General features: G+C 73.0%; 16 protein-coding genes. 8 read left to right on the forward strand and 8 right to left on the reverse strand.

Going from position 1 to position 17,730, the window contains the following annotated elements; translation table 11 throughout:
- Positions 1-131 precede the first annotated feature (131 nt).
- The 3 genes from ACFXG1_RS08610 to ACFXG1_RS08620 all read left to right on the forward strand — a co-directional run bounded on the left by ACFXG1_RS08610 (position 132) and on the right by ACFXG1_RS08620 (position 3,914).
- Positions 132-887: a maleylpyruvate isomerase family mycothiol-dependent enzyme gene (locus tag ACFXG1_RS08610; RefSeq protein WP_384718746.1), complete on the forward strand. Its 756-nt coding sequence runs from the start codon at positions 132-134 to the stop codon at positions 885-887.
- A gap of 109 nt (positions 888-996) precedes the next feature.
- Complete coding sequence (locus ACFXG1_RS08615; RefSeq protein WP_384718748.1) at positions 997-1,248, forward strand: DUF6332 family protein; 252 nt, start codon at positions 997-999, stop codon at positions 1,246-1,248.
- Between the two features lie 977 nt (positions 1,249-2,225).
- On the forward strand, positions 2,226-3,914 hold the full coding sequence (locus tag ACFXG1_RS08620; protein WP_384718750.1) for an FAD-binding oxidoreductase: 1,689 nt from the start codon (positions 2,226-2,228) through the stop codon (positions 3,912-3,914).
- Positions 3,915-4,259: 345 nt separating this feature from the next.
- On the opposite strand, the gene ACFXG1_RS08625 is transcribed toward ACFXG1_RS08620, so the two are convergent.
- From ACFXG1_RS08625 to ACFXG1_RS08635, 3 genes are all read right to left on the reverse strand, one after another.
- A complete protein-coding gene (locus ACFXG1_RS08625; RefSeq protein WP_384741761.1) occupies positions 4,260-4,970 on the reverse strand; it encodes a response regulator in 711 nt (236 codons plus the stop codon).
- Complete coding sequence (locus tag ACFXG1_RS08630) at positions 4,967-6,202, reverse strand: sensor histidine kinase (RefSeq protein WP_384723355.1); 1,236 nt, start codon at positions 6,200-6,202, stop codon at positions 4,967-4,969. Before ACFXG1_RS08630 ends, ACFXG1_RS08625 begins: the two co-directional genes overlap by 4 nt.
- 117 nt (positions 6,203-6,319) lie before the next feature.
- Complete coding sequence (locus tag ACFXG1_RS08635; RefSeq protein ID WP_384741764.1) at positions 6,320-7,018, reverse strand: TetR/AcrR family transcriptional regulator; 699 nt, start codon at positions 7,016-7,018, stop codon at positions 6,320-6,322.
- Between the two features lie 180 nt (positions 7,019-7,198).
- On the opposite strand from ACFXG1_RS08635, the gene ACFXG1_RS08640 reads away from it, so the two are divergent.
- A complete protein-coding gene (locus ACFXG1_RS08640) occupies positions 7,199-7,717 on the forward strand; it encodes a nitroreductase/quinone reductase family protein (protein WP_384741766.1) in 519 nt (172 codons plus the stop codon).
- 34 nt (positions 7,718-7,751) lie between these two features.
- On the opposite strand, the gene ACFXG1_RS08645 is transcribed toward ACFXG1_RS08640, so the two are convergent.
- Positions 7,752-9,128, reverse strand: a complete 1,377-nt coding sequence (locus tag ACFXG1_RS08645; RefSeq protein ID WP_384741774.1) for a geranylgeranyl reductase family protein — start codon at positions 9,126-9,128, stop codon at positions 7,752-7,754.
- A 94-nt stretch (positions 9,129-9,222) separates the two neighbouring features.
- Between ACFXG1_RS08645 and ACFXG1_RS08650 the strand changes: the two genes are divergently transcribed.
- Complete coding sequence (locus ACFXG1_RS08650) at positions 9,223-10,593, forward strand: dipeptidase (protein WP_384719163.1); 1,371 nt, start codon at positions 9,223-9,225, stop codon at positions 10,591-10,593.
- Here the strand turns inward: ACFXG1_RS08650 and ACFXG1_RS08655 are convergent.
- On the reverse strand, positions 10,563-10,871 hold the full coding sequence (locus ACFXG1_RS08655) for a hypothetical protein (RefSeq protein ID WP_384719161.1): 309 nt from the start codon (positions 10,869-10,871) through the stop codon (positions 10,563-10,565). The two genes, ACFXG1_RS08650 and ACFXG1_RS08655, sit on opposite strands and share 31 nt — an antisense overlap.
- 344 nt (positions 10,872-11,215) lie before the next feature.
- Between ACFXG1_RS08655 and ACFXG1_RS08660 the strand changes: the two genes are divergently transcribed.
- Positions 11,216-11,914: an MBL fold metallo-hydrolase gene (locus ACFXG1_RS08660; protein ID WP_384719159.1), complete on the forward strand. Its 699-nt coding sequence runs from the start codon at positions 11,216-11,218 to the stop codon at positions 11,912-11,914.
- A 93-nt stretch (positions 11,915-12,007) separates the two neighbouring features.
- On the opposite strand, the gene ACFXG1_RS08665 is transcribed toward ACFXG1_RS08660, so the two are convergent.
- Together ACFXG1_RS08665 and ACFXG1_RS08670 are read right to left on the reverse strand one after the other, a co-directional pair.
- Positions 12,008-13,123: an NUDIX domain-containing protein gene (locus ACFXG1_RS08665; RefSeq protein WP_384741768.1), complete on the reverse strand. Its 1,116-nt coding sequence runs from the start codon at positions 13,121-13,123 to the stop codon at positions 12,008-12,010.
- Between the two features lie 312 nt (positions 13,124-13,435).
- Complete coding sequence (locus ACFXG1_RS08670; protein ID WP_384741770.1) at positions 13,436-14,398, reverse strand: ROK family protein; 963 nt, start codon at positions 14,396-14,398, stop codon at positions 13,436-13,438.
- A gap of 237 nt (positions 14,399-14,635) precedes the next feature.
- Between ACFXG1_RS08670 and ACFXG1_RS08675 the strand changes: the two genes are divergently transcribed.
- On the forward strand, positions 14,636-15,613 hold the full coding sequence (locus tag ACFXG1_RS08675; RefSeq protein ID WP_384741776.1) for a LacI family DNA-binding transcriptional regulator: 978 nt from the start codon (positions 14,636-14,638) through the stop codon (positions 15,611-15,613).
- 331 nt (positions 15,614-15,944) lie between these two features.
- On the forward strand, positions 15,945-16,229 hold the full coding sequence (locus tag ACFXG1_RS08680; protein WP_384741772.1) for a hypothetical protein: 285 nt from the start codon (positions 15,945-15,947) through the stop codon (positions 16,227-16,229).
- A 93-nt stretch (positions 16,230-16,322) separates the two neighbouring features.
- Here the strand turns inward: ACFXG1_RS08680 and ACFXG1_RS08685 are convergent, their stop codons facing one another.
- Entirely contained in the window at positions 16,323-17,627 is a 1,305-nt protein-coding gene (locus tag ACFXG1_RS08685; RefSeq protein WP_384724035.1) for a DUF6986 family protein, read from the reverse strand.
- Positions 17,628-17,730: the final 103 nt, after the last annotated feature.

Below are 17,730 nucleotides of genomic sequence, written 5' to 3' on the forward strand. Positions count from 1 at the left end.
AGGGCCCGGCGGGCGGCCCCGTCCGGGTCCGGCCGATCGCGGGAATCCGGGCGCGCCGGCCGCCCTCCACGGCGTGTTCGGCCGTGCCGACGGAGTCGGCGGAACCGCCGCCCCGGTGACACAATCACCTTATGGATAACGGGGAGTTCATCGTCACTTTGGACCGCGAGGGCGTGTTGCTGGCAGCCGCCGCCGAGGCGGCCGGGCCCGACGCCGCGGTGCCGGGCTGTCCCGGCTGGCAGGTCCGGGACCTCGTCCGCCACACCGGCGCGGTGCACCGGTGGGCCGCGGCCTTCGTCGTCGAGGGCCACGAGGCCTTCCGCCCGCCGGGACCGGGGCCGGATCTCGACGGCGACGCGCTGCTGACCTGGTACCGCGATGGCCATCGGGCCCTGGTCTCGGCGCTCGCCGGGGCACCGGACGACCTGTCGTGCTGGGCCTTCCTGCCCGCCCCGTCCCCGCTGGCGTTCTGGACCCGGCGGCAGGCGCACGAGACGGCGGTCCACCGGGTGGACGCCGAGTCGGCACTGGGCGGCGCGCCCGGGACGGCGGGCACGCTCACCCCGATGGCACCCGGTTTCGCCGCCGACGGCGTCGCCGAACTGCTGACCGGCCTGCATGCCGGGGACGGCAGCCGGGTGCGTTCCGCGACGCCGCGGATCCTGCGGGTACGGACCACGGACACCAGGGATGTGTGGACCGTACGCATCACCGCGGCACCGCCCGTCACCGACACCTCCGACACGGGTCCCGTGGACTGCGAACTGCGCGGCACCGCCGAGCAGCTGTATCTGACCTTGTGGAACCGGCTGCCGCTGAGCACCGTTTCCCTGAGCGGGGACGCCGCGACCGCGGCGCTCTGGCGGAATTCGTCCAGTATCGGCTGAGCCGATCGCCGATCCTGGCCCTGGCCCTGGCCCTGGCCCTGGCCCTGGCCCTGGCCCTGGCCCTGGCCCTGGCCCTGGCCAGGATGTCGTCGTGAGGAGGAGGAGTCACGTGCAGCGTGCCCGGGAACGTACCCGATCGGAACGGGACGCCGTCACGGTGGAGATCGGTTACGCCCTCTTCAGCGCGGCTTTCGCGGCGGCCGTCGTGTTCGGCGCCGTCGCCGGACCCGGGTGGGTCTTCCCCGTGTCACCGGCGGTCGCCGACGCTCTGCTGACGGCGGGCCGGGCGGCGGCCGTGGTGGTCTTCGCGGTACGGGTGGCGACGGTGCTGTGGCGGTTCGGCCGGAGGCGGCAGGGTTAGACCGGCCCCGGCGGAACGGCGGATGGCCGAATCCAGCCCCTGACCCTTGAGTGCGGGCCGGGCCGTCCGCGGCGGCCCCGGCGCCCCACGGCCCGATCGCGCCACGGCGGAAAGCCGCTGGTCGATGGCTGTGCCACACAAGCGGAACGCATTCGGAATGCGGCCGTCCGGGCGAGGAATTAACACCTCCGCCCAGCGGATAACCCCGACGGCGAGCAGGGCGTAGACACGCTTTCGGACTCATCCGCCTTGCATATGCCTTACCGGGCAACCCACTTCTCCATCGACCCCTCTATTCAGATGTCGATTTCACATGGAAACTTGTTCCGGCGGATGCGGCCTCCGGGAACATCGAGGAGAACCCTCATGGATGTACGCACGGAGACCCACCCAAAGCCTCGACGTCACCGAGACCGGTGCTTCAGCAGGAGTGACGCCTACTGAAGCACCGGTGGGCACCGCCGAAACGCCCATCGCACACCACCCTCACGCCCGACAGGGGAAGCCGGCGCCAGGCCTTTCCCGACTCAGGGCCCCGACCATTGCGCAGGGCGCAATAAAGCCCGCCCCGGGGCGGGTAACCCCCACCCCGACTCCATTCCATCCGTTGCGCAGAATGAATAACCCGACATAACGAGCCGCCTAAAAGCATCCTCTGCAACGAGGAAAGGGATTTACCTCTTTCCTTGAACACCCATCCCGTCAGGGCGCCGGAAAGGGCCCCGGAGCCCTCGCACCGACCGGCCGACGGGCACACCCTCGACCAGACCGACGGGTGAGCACGGAGCAACGGCACCGCATTGCCGTCCACGCCTCCAATACCCGGACATATCGCACCCCTGCTCGGGCACGCCCCTGTTCGTGCCCCATGTCCGGAACGCGCTCACGGGCCCGGAACGCGGTCATGAGCCGCCGGCCCCGGCCGTACCGCCCCTCCCGTCACCTTCACCGACCACCGACTCTCCGGAGGACCGATCGTGAACAAGAAGCAGCCCGACCGCATCGGGCGCCGTTCCCTCCTCTCCGGCGCCGCGGCCGTCGCCGGCGGCGCCGCCCTGGCGAGCACCGTCCCCGCGGGCGCCGCCAACGCCGCTCCCAAGCCCCCTGTCGGCGCCGCCTATGCGACCGCGACCCCCGCGATCGTCGATATCGCCCCCGGGGACCCCCGCTTCCCCGATCTGGTGCGCGGCACCAACCAGCGGTGGGTGGCCGCGCCCGAGAAGGTCCGTATGGTCACCACGCCCACCCAGGCGGAGACCGCCGTACGGGACGCGGTGACCGCCGGGAAGCGGCTCACCGTCCGCAGCGGCGGCCACTGCTACGAGGACTTCGTCTTCAACAGCCAGGTCCAGATCGTCGTCGACATGTCCGCCATGAACCAGGTCTACTTCGACCCGGCGAAGAACGCCTTCGCCATCGAGGCGGGCGCCTCCAACCTCCAGGTCTACGAGACCCTCTACAAGCTGTACGGGGTCACCATCCCGGCGGGCTCCTGTCACTCCGTCGGCGCGGGCGGCCATATATCCGGCGGCGGATACGGGCTGCTCTCCCGGCAGCTCGGGCTGACCGTCGACTACCTCCAGGCCGTCGAGGTCGTCGTGGTGAGGTCGAACGGCACCGTCGAGACCGTCACGGCCTCCCGGGACGACACCGGGGCGCTGAAGGACCTGTGGTGGGCCCACACCGGCGGTGGCGGCGGCAACTTCGGTCTGATCACCCGCTACTGGATGCGGACGCCCGGCGCCACCGGCACCAACCCGGCGAATCTGCTGCCCAAGCCGCCGTCGGAGGTCTTCGTCCAGGCCCTCAGCTTCCCCTGGCCGCAGGTGGACGCGAGGGACTTCGAGACCCTGGTCAAGAACTGGGGCCGGTGGCACGCGGCCAACAGCGCGCCCACCTCCGAGTACGCCGGGCTCTTCGGCCTGCTGAAGCTGAACGCCAACGCCGGACCCGGCAGCGCCATCGGTCTGATCACCCAGATGGACGCCACCACCCCCAACGCCCGCGCCCTGCTGGACAGCTACACGGCGGCGATCACCGCGGGCGTCAACATCACCCCGCAGGCGATGACCGTGCCGATGGGCGAGCACGCGGCGCTGTCCCAGTTCGAAGCCCCGCGCAAGCTGCCGTGGTACATCGCCACCGACTACCTCAGCGGCGGCAACCCCACCCTCTACGGCAAGTACAAGTCGTCCTACGCCCGGCAGGCCCTGCCCAGTTTCCAGGTCGCCGCCCTCTGGCAGCAGTTGAGCGCCCCGCGCCCCGAAGGACTGGACGCCCTGGTCCAGATCGACTCCTACGGCTGCAAGGTCAACACCGTGCCCTCCGCCGACACCGCGGTACCGCAGCGCGATTCGATCCTCAAGCTCCAGTACCAGGTCTACTGGACCGACCCGGCCAAGGAGGCGGCCGGCCTCGCCTGGATCCGCAACCTCTACAAGGCCGTGTACGCGGAGACCGGCAACGTCCCCGTACCGAACCTCATCAATGACGGCTGCTACGTCAACTACCCCGACAAGGACCTCGGCGACCCCCTCCTCAACACCTCCCAGTCGACCTGGGGCAGCCTCTACTACAAGGACAACTTCGCCCGACTGAAGACCGTCAAGCAGACCTGGGACCCGACGAACTTCTTCCGCCACGCCCAGTCCATCCCTCTCCAGTAGACCGACCGGGGCCGCCCCCGCGCGCCGGTGCGCGGGGACGGCCCCCGGCGGGAGACGGGGCGCCGGCGGACCGGCGGTCTGAGCCGCCCCGACCGGCCGCGCGGGCATCCCGACTTCCCCCGTGCGGGGCTGCTGCGGTTCGCCGACGACCCCGATCCCCGGATGCGCCGGATGCGCCGACCGCCCCGGACGACCCGGCGGCCGGCGCCGAACTGGTGGAGCGTCTGAGCCATGACCCGGACGAGGGGGTAAGGTTCCGTGCCGCGTCCGACCTCCGTATCGGTCCCGCGTCCCTGACCCGTCTGATAGCCGAAGCGGCGGCGCGCCCCGGACCCGGACCGGGTGTCAGCCCAGCCACCCCGGCCGCACCAGGCCGGACTCGTAGGCCAGGACGACGAGCTGGGCCCGGTCGCGGGCGCCGAGTTTGACCATGGTGCGGCTGACGTGGGTCTTGGCCGTGAGGGGGCTGACGACCAGTCGGCGGGCGATCTCCTCGTTCGAGAGGCCGATGCCGACCAGGGCCATCACCTCGCGTTCCCGTTCGGTGAGGGGTGCGAGGAGGCCGTCGTCGGCGGGGGCCTTGGAGCGGGCGGCGAACTCGGCGATCAGGCGGCGGGTGACTCCCGGGGAGAGCAGGGCGTCCCCGGCGACGACGGCGTGGAGCGCGCGGAGCAGCTCGTCGGGTTCGGTGTCCTTCACCAGGAAGCCGGAGGCGCCGGAGCGGATGGCCTCGAAGACGTACTCGTCGAGTTCGAAGGTGGTCAGGATGACGACCTTCACCGCGGCGAGCCGGGGGTCGCCGGTGATCCGGCGGGTGGCGGCGAGGCCGTCGAGCCGGGGCATCCGGATGTCCATCAGGACGACGTCCGGGCGGACCTCGCCCACCAGGCGGACCGCCTCGTCGCCATCGGCGGCCTCCCCGGCGACCTCGATGTCGTCCTGGGCGTCGAGGAGGGCCCGGAATCCGGCGCGGACCAGGAGCTGGTCGTCGGCGAGCACCACCCGGACCGCCGTGCCCTCCGCCGGGGGGCCGGGGTGCGGGGGCGTGGGGTTCACGGGGTCTCCTTCGGCCGGAGGGGGAGGTCGGCGCGGACCGCGAACCCGCCGCCGGGGCGGGGGCCGGCCTCGATCGTGCCGCCGAGCCCGGCGGCGCGTTCCCGCATCCCGGCCAGGCCGTTGCCGCTGCCGCCCGCGTCCGAGCCGGTGGCGGGGCCCTCGTCGGCGATCCGGAGCGTCAGGCTTCCCGGCCCGTAGGAGATCTCGACCCGGGCGGTACGGGACTGCGAGTGGCGGACCACGTTCGTCAGCGCCTCCTGGACGATCCGGAACGCGGCCAGGTCCGTACCCGGGGGCAGGGCGACCGGTGTCCCCGCGGCCTCGACGGCGACGGTGAGCCCGGCGCTGCGGGCCTGCTCCACCAGTTCGGGGATCCGGTCGAGTCCGGGTGCCGGGGCGCGGGGCGCGTCGCCCGGGGTCCGCAGGCTGTCGAGTACCTGGCGGACCTCGCCGAGCGCCTCCTTGCTCGCCGCCTTGATGGTGGTCAGGGCGCTGCGGGCCTGGGCGGGGTCCCGGTCGATGAGGGCGAGTCCGACCCCGGCCTGGACATGGATGACGGAGAGGGAGTGGGCGAGGACGTCGTGCAGTTCGCGGGCGATCAGCAGCCGTTCCTCGTCGCGTCTGCGGCGGGCGGCGGCGGCGCGTTCGGCGGCGGCGCGGGCCCATTCGGCCCGGCGGACGCGCAGCAGTTCGGAGCCCGCGAGTACGGCGGCGATCCAGGCGGCCACGACCAGTTCCTGCCCCCAGGGGGCGGGGGTGTCGCCGGACGGCGGCAGATAGGCGTAGAGCCAGTGCGCGAGCAGGACATGACCGGTCCAGAAGACGCCGGCCGCCCACCAGGCGGCCCGCCGGTGTCCGGCGACGCTCGCCGAGAAGACGGCGACCGCCAGCGGCAGGAGCACGGGTCCGTAGGGATAGCCGAGGCCGAGATAGAGCAGGGTGAGGGCGGTCACGGCGGTCAGGGCGGGTACGGGCCACCGGGTGCGGAGCAGGAGCGCCGCCGGGATCAGGGGGAGCAGGGTCCAGCCGAGCGCGTCCAGCGGTTCCCGGCCGGCGGCGCCGTGGCTCCGGGCGGCGAAGCCCGTTCCGACGACGGCGCAGACGGTGACGAGCAGTGTCGAAGGCCAGGGCAGCCGGGTGGAGCGCCGCCGCTCCCAGATCCGGGCCCACGGGGGTTCGCCGTCCCCTCCCGCCGGGGGACCACCGCAGTAGCGGGCGGCCTGTTCGTCCATGCCGGAAACGCTAGACGGGGCGGGGGCGGCGCGCGTCACCCGGGTGTCGTGATCACTCCTACTCCCCCGGGAGTACGGGCGGGTCCGCCGACGGCGCCACCGCTACGCCGTCCGCCGTCAGGTGCGGGGCGGGAGCCCGACTCCGTACGCCAGCCGGGCGACGGCCTGGGCGAAGAACGCGTCCCGGTCCTCGACGACCCGGTGGAACTGTCCGAAGAGTTCGAACGAGAGCAGCCCGAACATCTCGGCCCAGGCCGCGACCATGGCCGCCACGGCGGCGGGCGGCAGATCGGGCGCGAGGCCGGCGGCGAGCCGTTCGGCCTCGTCCGTCAGGGCCGGGTCCAGCGGGGGCGGGGTGAGCGGGGCGAGGGCTGCGGCGTCGCGGACGACGGTGATCATCGCCAGGCCGACCCGGGCCGCGGGGCCGATCGTGTCCCCGGGGGCGGTGTAGCCGGGCACGGGCGATCCGTAGATGAGGGCGTACTCGTGGGGGTGCGCCAGCGCCCAGGCGCGTACCGCCGTACAGACCGCGGTCCAGCGGTCGACCGGGGCGGTGTCGGCGGGGGTCGCGGCGAGCGCGGCCTCGGCCGCCGCGCCGATCGCGTCGTAGGCGTCGACGATGAGGGCGGTGAGCAGATCGTCGCGGCTCGGGAAGTAGCGGTAGAGGGCGGAGGACACCATGCCCAGTTCCCGGGCGACGGCCCGGAGCGACAGTCCGGTCGCGCCCTCGGCGGCGATCTGGCGCCCGGCCGCTTCCTTGATGGCGGCGGTCACTTCGGCTCGGGCCCGCTCCCGGGCCCCGCGGATCGTGGTCATGACCAGCAGTCTCGCACGATTTCGGAGCACCGACCACTTTCGAGAGCGGCGCTCTTGCATCGATGCGGAGAATCCCGCACACTGGATCCGGGAAGAGAGCGGCGCTCTCGGAAATGAGCGGCGCTCACAGGAGCGGTCGCGGGAGCCCGCCGACCGTACGGACGATCACAGGAGCATCGAATGGCCCAGCACTCCGGCACCCCCGGCACCACCAGCACCCCCGGAGCACCCGAAACACCCGAAACACCCGGCACCGTCGCGCACTATCTCCGCCCCGGCCGTCTGGACAGCGCCTTCGGCGCGCTCGTGGGCTGGCTCGCCCGGCGCGGAGTGAGTCTGATGGGGTCGGCCGAGCTGTCCGTGCTCGGGCGCAGCAGCGGCGAGTGGCGGAGCATCCCGGTCAATCCGCTGGCGTACGAGGGCGCGACGTATCTGGTCTCCGCCCGGGGCCACTCCCAGTGGGTCCGCAATATGCGGGCGGCGGGCGGGGGACGGCTGAAGCTGGGCCGCTCGGTCCGGCACTTCGACGCCGTGGAGCTGGGTCGCGAGGAGAAGCCCGCGGTGCTCCGTGCCTATCTGGAGCGGTGGGGCTGGGAAGTCGGCCGGTTCTTCGGCGAGGTGAGCGCGGCGTCGACGGACGAGGAGCTGCTGGCCGCCGCCGACAAGCACCCGGTCTTCCGGATCACGGTGGAGCGGTGACCCGGAAGACCGGAGGGGTGCGAGGGTGCGCGTGCTACGCCGTCGCCGTCGGCTCCTTGTCGTCGGTGTCCGGCGCGCCGTCCCCGGCCGCGGCCGCGTCTTCGGAACCTTCGAGCCGCTTGGGCTCGCCCATCCTGCGGTCCAGCGCCTCCAGGGCGCGCCGGGCGACACCGCTGCCCCGGACCAGACTCGCCAGGGTCGTCGAGCCGCGGGTGATGTCCGTGAAGGCGCGCCAGGCCGGGCGCAGCCCGGTGAGGGCGGCGTGGATCACACCGGGGCGGCGCTCGAAGACGGCCAGCATCCGGCGCCCGACGGCCATCTCGACACCGAGTCCCGCCTTGACGGCGAAGGCGTAGTTCAGCGCCTGGCGCCGGGCGTCGACGGCGTCGTGGGCCTCCGCGATCCGGACCGCCCACTCCCCCGCGAGCCGTCCGGAACGCAGGGCGAAGGAGATGCCCTCGCGGGTCCACGGCTCCAGCAGACCGGCCGCGTCGCCGCAGACCAGGACCCGGCCGCGGGATAGCGGCGAGTCGTCGCTGCGGCAGCGGGTGAGATGCCCGGACGAGATCGACGGCTCGAAGCCGGCGAGCCCGAGGCGGGCGATGAAGTCCTCCAGATACCGCTTGGTGGCGGCGCCCTCGCCGCGTGCAGAGATCACCCCGACGGTGAGCGTCCGCCCCTTGGGGAACACCCAGCCGTAACTGCCGGGGATCGGGCCCCAGTCGATGAGGACCCGTCCGGCCCAGTCCTCGGCCACCGATTCGGGGACCGGGATCTCGACCTCGAGACCGAGGTCGACCTGGTCGAGCTTGACCCCGACGTGCGCCCCTATCCGGCTGGCACTGCCGTCGGCGCCCACCACCGCGTGGCCCAGGATCGTCTCCCCGTCGGAGGTGACCACGGCCACCGTGCGCCGGTCCGGCACGGCCGCGCCGTGCTGCTCCACCCGGGAGACGGTGACCCCCGTCCGCAGGACGGCGCCCGCCTTCTCGGCGTGCTCGACGAGCTGGGCGTCGAACTCCGGACGGTTGATCAGGCCGAAGAGCATCCGCTTCGACTTGCGGGTCCGGGTCAGCCGTCCGTTGAGGGTGAAGGTGACCGCGTGCACCCGGTCCCGCAGCGGCAGTTCGAAGCCCGGCGGCAGACTGTCTCTCGACGGGCCGATGATGCCGCCGCCGCAGGTTTTGTAGCGGGGCAGTTCCGCCTTCTCCAGCAGCAGGACCCGGCGGCCCGCGACCGCGGCGGCGTAGGCGGCCGACGCTCCGGCCGGTCCCGCGCCGATCACGATCACGTCCCACACCGGGCCGCTGTGCCCCTGTGCTTCCGATCCGGCCCCGGTGACCCCGTTCTCACTGCTCACGATGTGGTTCTGCTCCCGATCCGACGCGTGCCCACTGCTGCCGTACGGCATCCTACGGCGCGGCCGTCCCGTCACGCTGTGGCAGGATCGATCGCGCGTTCGCCGTACACCCACCCTCAACGTCGCACCCATCAGGAGCGTGCCCATGTCCGACAGCCGGATTTCCGAGACCGTCGCGGGCCTGATGCCCCGAGCCAGGACGGAGCTGGCCGAGCTGGTGGCGTTCGCCTCCGTCGCTGACCCCGCGCAGTTCCCGCGGAGCGAGTGCGAGGCCGCGGCGCGCTGGTGCGCGGACGCCCTGCGCGCCGAGGGCTTCGAGGACGTCTCGGTCTTCGGCACGCCGGATGGTTCGGAGTCGGTGTACGGGTATCTGCCGGGCCCGCAGGGCGCGCCGACGGTGCTGTTGTACGCGCACTACGACGTCCAGCCGCCGCTGGACGCCGACGGCTGGGACTCGCCGCCGTTCGAGCTGACCGACCGGGACGGCCGGTGGTACGGGCGGGGCGCCGCCGACTGCAAGGGCGGCTTCATCATGCATCTGCTCGCGCTGCGCGCCCTGAAGGCGAACGGCGGGGTGCCGGTCGGGGTGAAGGTGATCGTCGAGGGCTCCGAGGAGCAGGGCACCGGCGGTCTGGAACGGTACGCGGAGCAGCACCCGGATCTGCTGACGGCGGACACCGTGGTGATCGGTGACACCGGCAACTTCCGGGCCGGTCTTCCGACGGTGACGGCCACGCTGCGCGGGATGACCGTGGTACGGGTCCGGATCGACACGCTGGCGGGCAATCTGCACTCGGGGCAGTTCGGCGGGGCCGCGCCGGACGCGCTGGCCGCGCTCATCCGCGTACTGGACTCCCTGCGGGCCGAGGACGGTTCGACCACGGTGGCGGGGCTGACGGCGGATCAGGCGTGGGAGGGTCTGGAGTATCCGGAGGACGCCTTCCGGGAGGACGCCAAGGTGCTGGACGGGGTCGGTCTGATCGGCTCCGGCACCGTGGCCGACCGGGTGTGGGCGCGGCCCGCGGTCACCGTCCTGGGTATCGACTGCCCGCCGGTGGTGGGCGCGACCCCGTCGGTGCAGGCGAGCGCGCGGGCCGCGGTCAGTCTGCGGGTGCCGCCGGGCCAGGACGCGGCGACGGCGACGAAGCTGCTGACGGCGCATCTGGAGCAGCACACGCCCTGGGGCGCCCGGGTCTCGGTGGAGCACGTCGGCCAGGGGCAGCCGTTCCTCGCCGACACCGCAAGCCCGGCCTATACGGCGATGGCGGACGCGATGCGGGTGGCGTACCCCGGCCAGGAGATGCAGGTCTCGGGCGAGGGCGGGTCGATTCCGCTGTGCAGCACCCTCGCGGGGCTCTACCCGGACGCGGAGTTCCTCCTCATCGGTCTGAGCGAGCCGGCGGCGCAGATCCACGCGGTGAACGAGTCGGTCTCGCCGGACGAGCTGGAGCGCATGTCGGTGGCCGAGGCGCTGTTCCTGCGGAACTACGCGGCGTCGAAGGGCTCGGCGGCGTAACCGTACAGCGGACACGGGTCCGTCCCCGGCGGCGGTGCGGGTACGGGGTTCTTCGACGGCACGGCGGGAGGCGACGGCTTCCCGGGGGCGGGGGCCTGCGGGGTCGGCATCGGAGGGGTGGGGGCGGCTCCGGCGCGCACCCCGGCGGCGTAGGGCACCGGTTCCGCCGGGGCGGTCGCCGAAGCGGCGTACGGCCGTCCGACACTCAGCACGACCAGGCCCGCGACCACGGTGATCGCCCCCAGAACGGGCAGGGGACGGGCGTTCGGGACACGCATGGGGCTCCTCACGTCGGTGGGTGGCCGCCCGGAGGGCGCGGCCACCGCCGACAGGCTCCGTACCCCGTCCGGAGCCGCCGTCCGACCGCAGGCGATCTTGGGCCATAGGCGGAACAACCGCCTAGGGATGGGCGCACCGGGCCGGGAACCGGTGGACGGCCGGCGGTGCGACGGGGGCCGACGGACCGTCAGGAGCGGTCCGGGACAACGCGTTCCCGGCAAGGGAGCCGTTCCGGTCCGGCGCTGCGCCGGAGGCGTTCCGGGCCCGCGCGTTCAGCGTCCGGCGGAATCGCCGTCGGCGTACTCCCGGGACGCAAGGGCGCAGGTGTGCCTAGGTTCGGCCCATGGACATCATCGATGTACGGCCCCGGCTCCATATGTTCCGCTTCCCGATGGGCCAGGCATATCTCTGGCTCGACGACGACGGACTGACCCTGATCGACTCCGGTGACATCACCGCGGGTCCGGCGATCGAGGAGGGGATACGGGCCACCGGCCAGGACCCCGCCCGTCTGCGCCGGATCGTGCTGACCCACTGCCACAACGACCACGTGGGCGCCGCCGGGGAGCTGGCGGACCGCTACGGCGCCGAGATCGTGGCCCACCGGCTGGACGCTCCGGTGATCCGGGGCGACGTACCCACGCCGGCCCCCGTGCTGCTCGACTGGGAACTCCCCTACTGGGAGCACGCGCTGACCGTGCCGCCCGCACCGCCGACCAGGGTCGACCGGGAGGTGGCGGACGGCGACGCGCTGGGCTTCGGCGACGGGGCCGTGGTGGTGCACGCGCCGGGGCACACGGACGGCTCCATGGGGATCCATCTGCCCCGGCACGGGGTGCTGTTCACCGGTGACGCCGTCGCCGCCGTCGACCGGGTGGTCCTCGGGGTGTTCAACACCGACCGGGCGCGGGCCAAGGCGTCCATGGCCCGCTTCGCGGCCCTCGTCCCGGGGACGCTCTGCTTCGGCCACGGGGATCCGGTGACCGACGACGCGGCGGCGGTGCTGCGCGCCGCGGCCGATGAGGCCGCGGCGGCAGACTGAGCACACCGGGTCCGAGCCGGGAACCAGGGCGTCGACGTACGGATCATCGTGCAGAAACGTTCATTCACCAGGGCGTTCGACCGTGGGGATACCTCAGCCGACCGGTACGCCCGCTTCCAGATTGAGGACGACCCCGCGTTCCCGGGCCCGCAGCGCCCAGCGCAGGCGCTCGTACCGCTGGGGCGGCAGCAGTCGGGCCGCGTCACGCTCCCCGACGAAACGCCAGCCCCGCAGCTCCCGCCCGGGCAGCGTGATCCGTCCGGCGTCGGCGCTGCCGAGCCGCCCGCCGTCGAACAACAGCCGCAGCCCGCCGTAGCGGGGCGGCCTCGGCGGCTCCCAGTCGACGACCAGCAGCCCGGGCACCCGGTCGAGGGTGAGGCCGAGTTCCTCGACGACCTCGCGCATCCCGGCGCGCGCGGGCGCCTCACCCGCCTCCACCACACCGCCCGGGAACTCCCAGCCCGGCTTGTAGGTCGGGTCCACCAGCAGGACCCGGTCCTCGTCGTCGAAGAGGAGCACACCGGCGGCGACGGTCTCGGCGGCGGGCTCGGGGGTCTGGACGATCTGACAGATCCCCGCCTCCCCGGTCCGTACCGCCTCGGCGATGCGCAGCGCCGTCCCGCGCGGGTCGAGCGGACCGTTGTCGACGACGAAGGCGTCGTCGCGCAGCCACTCCAGCGCCGCGTGGTACGGCTCGATGTGCTCGTACGACCACCGGAGGCGCTGTTCCGCGTCGGCCGGTACGGCTCCGCCGACGCCGCCGCCCCCCGGCCGGGCGGCACCGGGCGCGGACCCGGACCCGGAACCGGTGCCGCCGGCCGGGTCCGCGGACTCCTCCCGGGCCGCGATCCGGGCACGCAGGATCGTTTCATCCGGCGTCAGCAGCACCTGCCGCACCGGGATGCGCCGGGCGGCCAGACCGCCGAAGATCTCGTCCCGGTACTCCTGGCGCAGCAGGGTCATCGGCACCACCAGCACCCCGCCAAGCTCGGCCAGCATGGCGGCCGCGGTGTCCACCACGAGCCGCCGCCAGATCGGCAGGTCCTGATAGTCCGTCACCTCGTCGAGCGCCTTCGGCGGCAGCAGCAGACGGAGTCCGTCGCCGATCAGCTCGGGGTCGTACAGTGTGCTGTTCGGGATCAGCTCCACCAATTCGCCTGCGGTGGTCGTCTTTCCGGCTCCGAACGCACCGTTAATCCAGACGATCACGGTTCCCCCTCTTCCATAGCCCACAGTGGATTGCCCGCAACGCCCTGCCGCGTAACCCGCCGGAACCATCCGTGGCCGTCACCGGACGAACTGTGTCCGCCGGACGCCCGGGTCCCGGGCCGGGCGTCGGCGATGGCGCGCGGGCGTCCACCCTACGGAAGCGGCCCCCGGACGTCCCACCCCGTACGGCACCGGGCTTCCGGGGAGGCCGCCCGGCGGCGCGCCGAGCCGGTCGGGCGGCGCCATTCGTCGGACACACTCCCGCCCGGCGGCGCGTCGGGGCGCTCGTTCCGGAAGCGGCGCGGCAGTGACTCACCCGCCGCCGACGACCGCCGCTTCGCCGACCCGCGCCGGAGCGGCCACCAGCGCCGCCGCCCCGATCAGCCCGGCGTCCGCCCCCGTCTGCGCGGGCGCCACGACCAGACGGCGGGTGAACGAGAGCGTGGCGTAGTCGCGGAGGCAACGCCGCAGCGGCTCGAAGAGGACGTCACCCGCCCCGGCCACTCCCCCGCCGACGACCGCCGTCTCGATCTCGACGAGGGCGGCCGTGGCCGCGATACCCGCCGCCAGCGCCTGGGCCGCCCGGGCGAAGGAGGCGAGGGCGACCGGGTCGCCCGCGCGGGCGGCGGCCGCCACGGCGGCAGCGGTCGCCTCACCTCCGGGCCCCGGCCGCCAGCCCGCCGCGAGGGCCCGCCGGGCAATGTTCGGACCGCTGGCTATCCCTTCGACACAGCCGCGCCCACCGCAAGGACAGGGCGCGCCGTCGAGATCCACACTGATATGGCCGATATGACCGGCGTTCCCGGTGGGGCCGGGATGGATCCGGCCACCGACCACGAGACCTCCGCCGACGCCGGTCGAGACCACCAGGCACAGGGCGTTGTCACGGCCGCGCGCCGCACCCCGCCAGTGCTCGGCGGCGGCCATCGCCACCCCGTCGCCGACGAGCCCGACGGGCAGCCCCCCGGTCGCCCGGCGCACCCTGGCCACCAGCGGGAAGTCCCGCCAGCCGGGGACGTTGACCGGGCTGACCGTACCGCTCGAAGCGTCGACGGGCCCGGCACTGCCGATCCCGACGGCCACCACCCGCCGCCACTGCGGGACGGCGGACAGTTCGGCCAAGACCTCCGAGACCGCGCGCATCACGGTCTCGCCGTCTTCCCGGGCGGGGGTGTCCCGGCGGGCCCTGAGCCGGATCCGGCCCCCGCCGTCCACCAGCCCGCCCGCGATCTTCGTGCCGCCGATGTCCAGCGCGGCGACGAGTTGCGTCCGCATCGCTCCCACTCCCCCGTTCCCCCGTGGGTAACCAGAGCCGCAACCGTGGCTCCGGGGTCTAGTCTTCCCTCCCCTGACAACGTTGTCTAGGTCCTATGCTCAACCTTGTACCTCCACCTCATCGCAACCTCACCGCACGACGATTGGGACGACGACACCGTGGCCGAGACCGACCGCTCCCCCCTCGTTTCGAGCCGGCCCCGGGGCCCCGAGTCCCGGTACGGCAACCGGCCGACGATGAAGGACGTCGCGGCGCGCGCGGGCGTGGGACTGAAGACGGTCTCCCGGGTGGTCAACGCGGAACCCGGGGTCACACCGGACACCGAGCGCCGGGTCCAGGAGGCGATCGAGTCGCTCGGGTTCCGCCGCAACGACAGCGCCCGGGTCCTGCGCAAGGGCCGGACCGCCTCGATCGGGCTGGTGCTGGAAGACCTCGCGGATCCCTTCTACGGGCCGCTGAGCCGGGCGGTCGAGGAAGTCGCCCGCGCCCATGGCGCCCTGCTCATCAACGGTTCCAGCGCCGAGGACCCGGAGCGCGAGCAGGAGTTGGCCCTCGCGTTGTGCGCCCGGCGCGTGGACGGGCTCATCGTCATCCCCGCCGGTCATGACCACCGCTATCTGGAGCCCGAGATCAAGGCGGGGGTGGCCACCGTCTTCGTCGACCGCCCGCCGGGCCGGATCGACGCGGATGTGGTGCTCTCCGACAGCTACGGCGGGTCGCGGGCCGGAGTGGCCCAGCTGATCGCCCACGGCCACCGCCGGATCGGTTTCATCGGCGACCAGCCGCGGATCCACACCGCGGTCGAGCGACTGCGGGGCTACCGGGCCGCGATGGAGGACGCGGGGCTCGTCGTCGACCCGTCGTGGGTGTCCCTCGGGTCCACGGCGCCCGAGCGGGTGCGGCGGGCCGTCGACGACATGCTCGACGGCTCCGGTCCGGTGACCGCCCTGTTCGCGGGGAACAACCGGGTGACGGTGACCGTGGTACGCGCCCTGTCCGACCGGGCCCGGCGGATCGCGCTGGTCGGCTTCGACGACATCGAACTCGCCGACCTCCTCGGGATCACCGTCATCGCCCAGGACGCGGCCCTGCTGGGCCGGACGGCGGCGGAGCGGCTGTTCCGGCGGCTCGACGGCGTCGAAGAGGAACCGGCGCGGCTGACGCTCGCGACCCGGCTGATCCCCCGCGGCTCGGGCGAACTCCCCCCGGGGTAACACCCCTCCCCCTTCATCCGAGCGCCCCGCGCCGCACCGTGCGGCGCGGGGCGCTCGACGTTGCGGGAAGATCGTCGGCACCCTGGTCCAGACCTGACCGGAACCGTATGCCCGCCATGGGCCGTCCTGAGCACTGCGAGCCAGGACGACACGAGTCATCACACGACGCCTTCACGGGGCACGCACATTATCAGCCGGATCATCCGCATATCAGCCAAATCGTTATGGAATTTGTGCCTCCCGTTGCTTCAGGCGATTCGTCCGGACAGTCTTTCTTCCGCCATCGGGGCGCGGACCCCATGGCGCAGGCGAAGAGGGAGGGCTCAACCTCATGTCTATTCGCAAGATGTTCGCGACCGTTGCCGCGGTCGCGGCCGTGGCCGGTGCGGGACTCATGGCGGCGCCGACCGCCCAGGCGGCCGAAAGCGGCGCGTCGGCGTCAGCGTCGGCGTCGGCGGTTCAGCCGACGAGGTGGGTGCCCTGGGGCAGCTACGCGAACGTGGGCCAGTGCTGGCACGCGGGCAACTGGGCGGTCATGAACGCCGGCGCGTCCTACTTCACCTGCTCCTACAACGCCACAACCACCCTCTACGACCTGCACATCTGGCGCCCCTGATCCCATCGGGACACCGACAGCGCGAAGCGCCCGCGGCCGGTTCCGGCTGCGGGCGCCCTGTATGCGAGCCGGACCGGGTCCGACGGGAAGCCGCTATCCCTGGGTACGTACCCCCGCGAGGACGGCCCGGCGGGGCGGGGCGAACGACTCCAGCTCCGCGCGGGTCAGCCCGGTGAGCCCGGTGACCTCCGCCGTGTCGAGCGCCCCGCAGTCGAGTCCGCGCAGCAGATAGCCGCCGAGGGCCCTGGCCGTCGCGGGCTCGTCCATCACATCGCCGCCGGTCCGGTTCGCGTACGCGGCCAGCCGGGCGGCGGCCTTGTCGAGTCCCTCGCGATAGAAGGCGAACACGGCGGCGTAGCGGGTGGGCAGCTGGCCGGGATGCATGTCCCAGCCCTGGTAGTAGGCGCGGGCCAACGCCCGGCGGGTGAGCCCGTAGTGGAGCCGCCAGGCTTCGTGGACGCGTTCCGTCGACCCCACGGGCAGCACATTGGTGGAACCGTCGGAGACCCGGACGCCGGTACCGGCCGCGGCGACCTGCATCACGGCCTTGGCGTGGTCGGCCGCCGGGTGGTCGCTCGCCTGGTGTGCGGCGCTGACGCCGAGACAGGCGCTGTAGTCGAAGGTGCCGTAGTGCAGTCCGGTGGCACGGCCCCCGGCGGCCTCGATCATCCGCGCCACGGTGGCAGTGCCGTCGGCCGCGAGGATCGACTGACTGGTCTCGATCTGGATCTCGAAACCGATCCGCCCGGCGGCCAGGCCGTGGGCCTCCTCGAACGCCGCGAGCAGCCGGGCCATCGCGGCGACCTGTTCCGCGTACGTCACCTTCGGCAGGGTGAGTACCAGGCCGTCGGGGAGTCCGCCGTGTTCGACCAGCCCGGTGAGGAAGATGTCGAGGGTCCGTATGCCCCGGTCGCGTACGGCCGCCTCCAGGCACTTCATCCGGATGCCCGTATACGGGGCGGCGGTGCCCTTCTCGTACGCCTCGGCGACCAGCAGCGCCGCGCGGACCGCGTGTTCGTCCTCCTCCTGGTCCGTACGGCCGCCGTACCCGTCCTCGAAGTCGATCCGCAGGTCCTCGACCGGCTCCCGCTCCAGCTTGGCCCGCACCCTGTCGTACACGGGCTCGGCCAGCTCACCGGGCAGACCGAGGACGGCCGCGAAGGAGGCCGCGTCCGGGGCGTGCAGGTCGAGAGCCGCGAGGGCCGCGTCGCCCCAGGTCCTGAGGGTGTCGGCGCTGATGTTCTCGGCGGGTACGTAGACGGTGTGGACGGGCTGGCGGGTGCCGGGGTCACCCGGGTAGCGCCGGGCGAGTTCGGCGTCCACCGGTGCGAGAAGGGCATCGACCTCCTCACCGGCCGCCGTACCGAGGGTGGTTGCCGGCTGCTTCTGCTGACCCATCGCTGCACGCCTCCCGCTTCCGTCGAGCGGAATCAATCATCCGCATGGTGAAGCTAATGGTGGGTGGCGATCTCCGTCAATGGTGCCCGCCGCCGGGGTCCCG

Origin of the sequence: Streptomyces sp. NPDC059248 (assembly GCF_042753905.1) — a bacterium.
Taxonomy (GTDB): domain Bacteria; phylum Actinomycetota; class Actinomycetes; order Streptomycetales; family Streptomycetaceae; genus Streptomyces.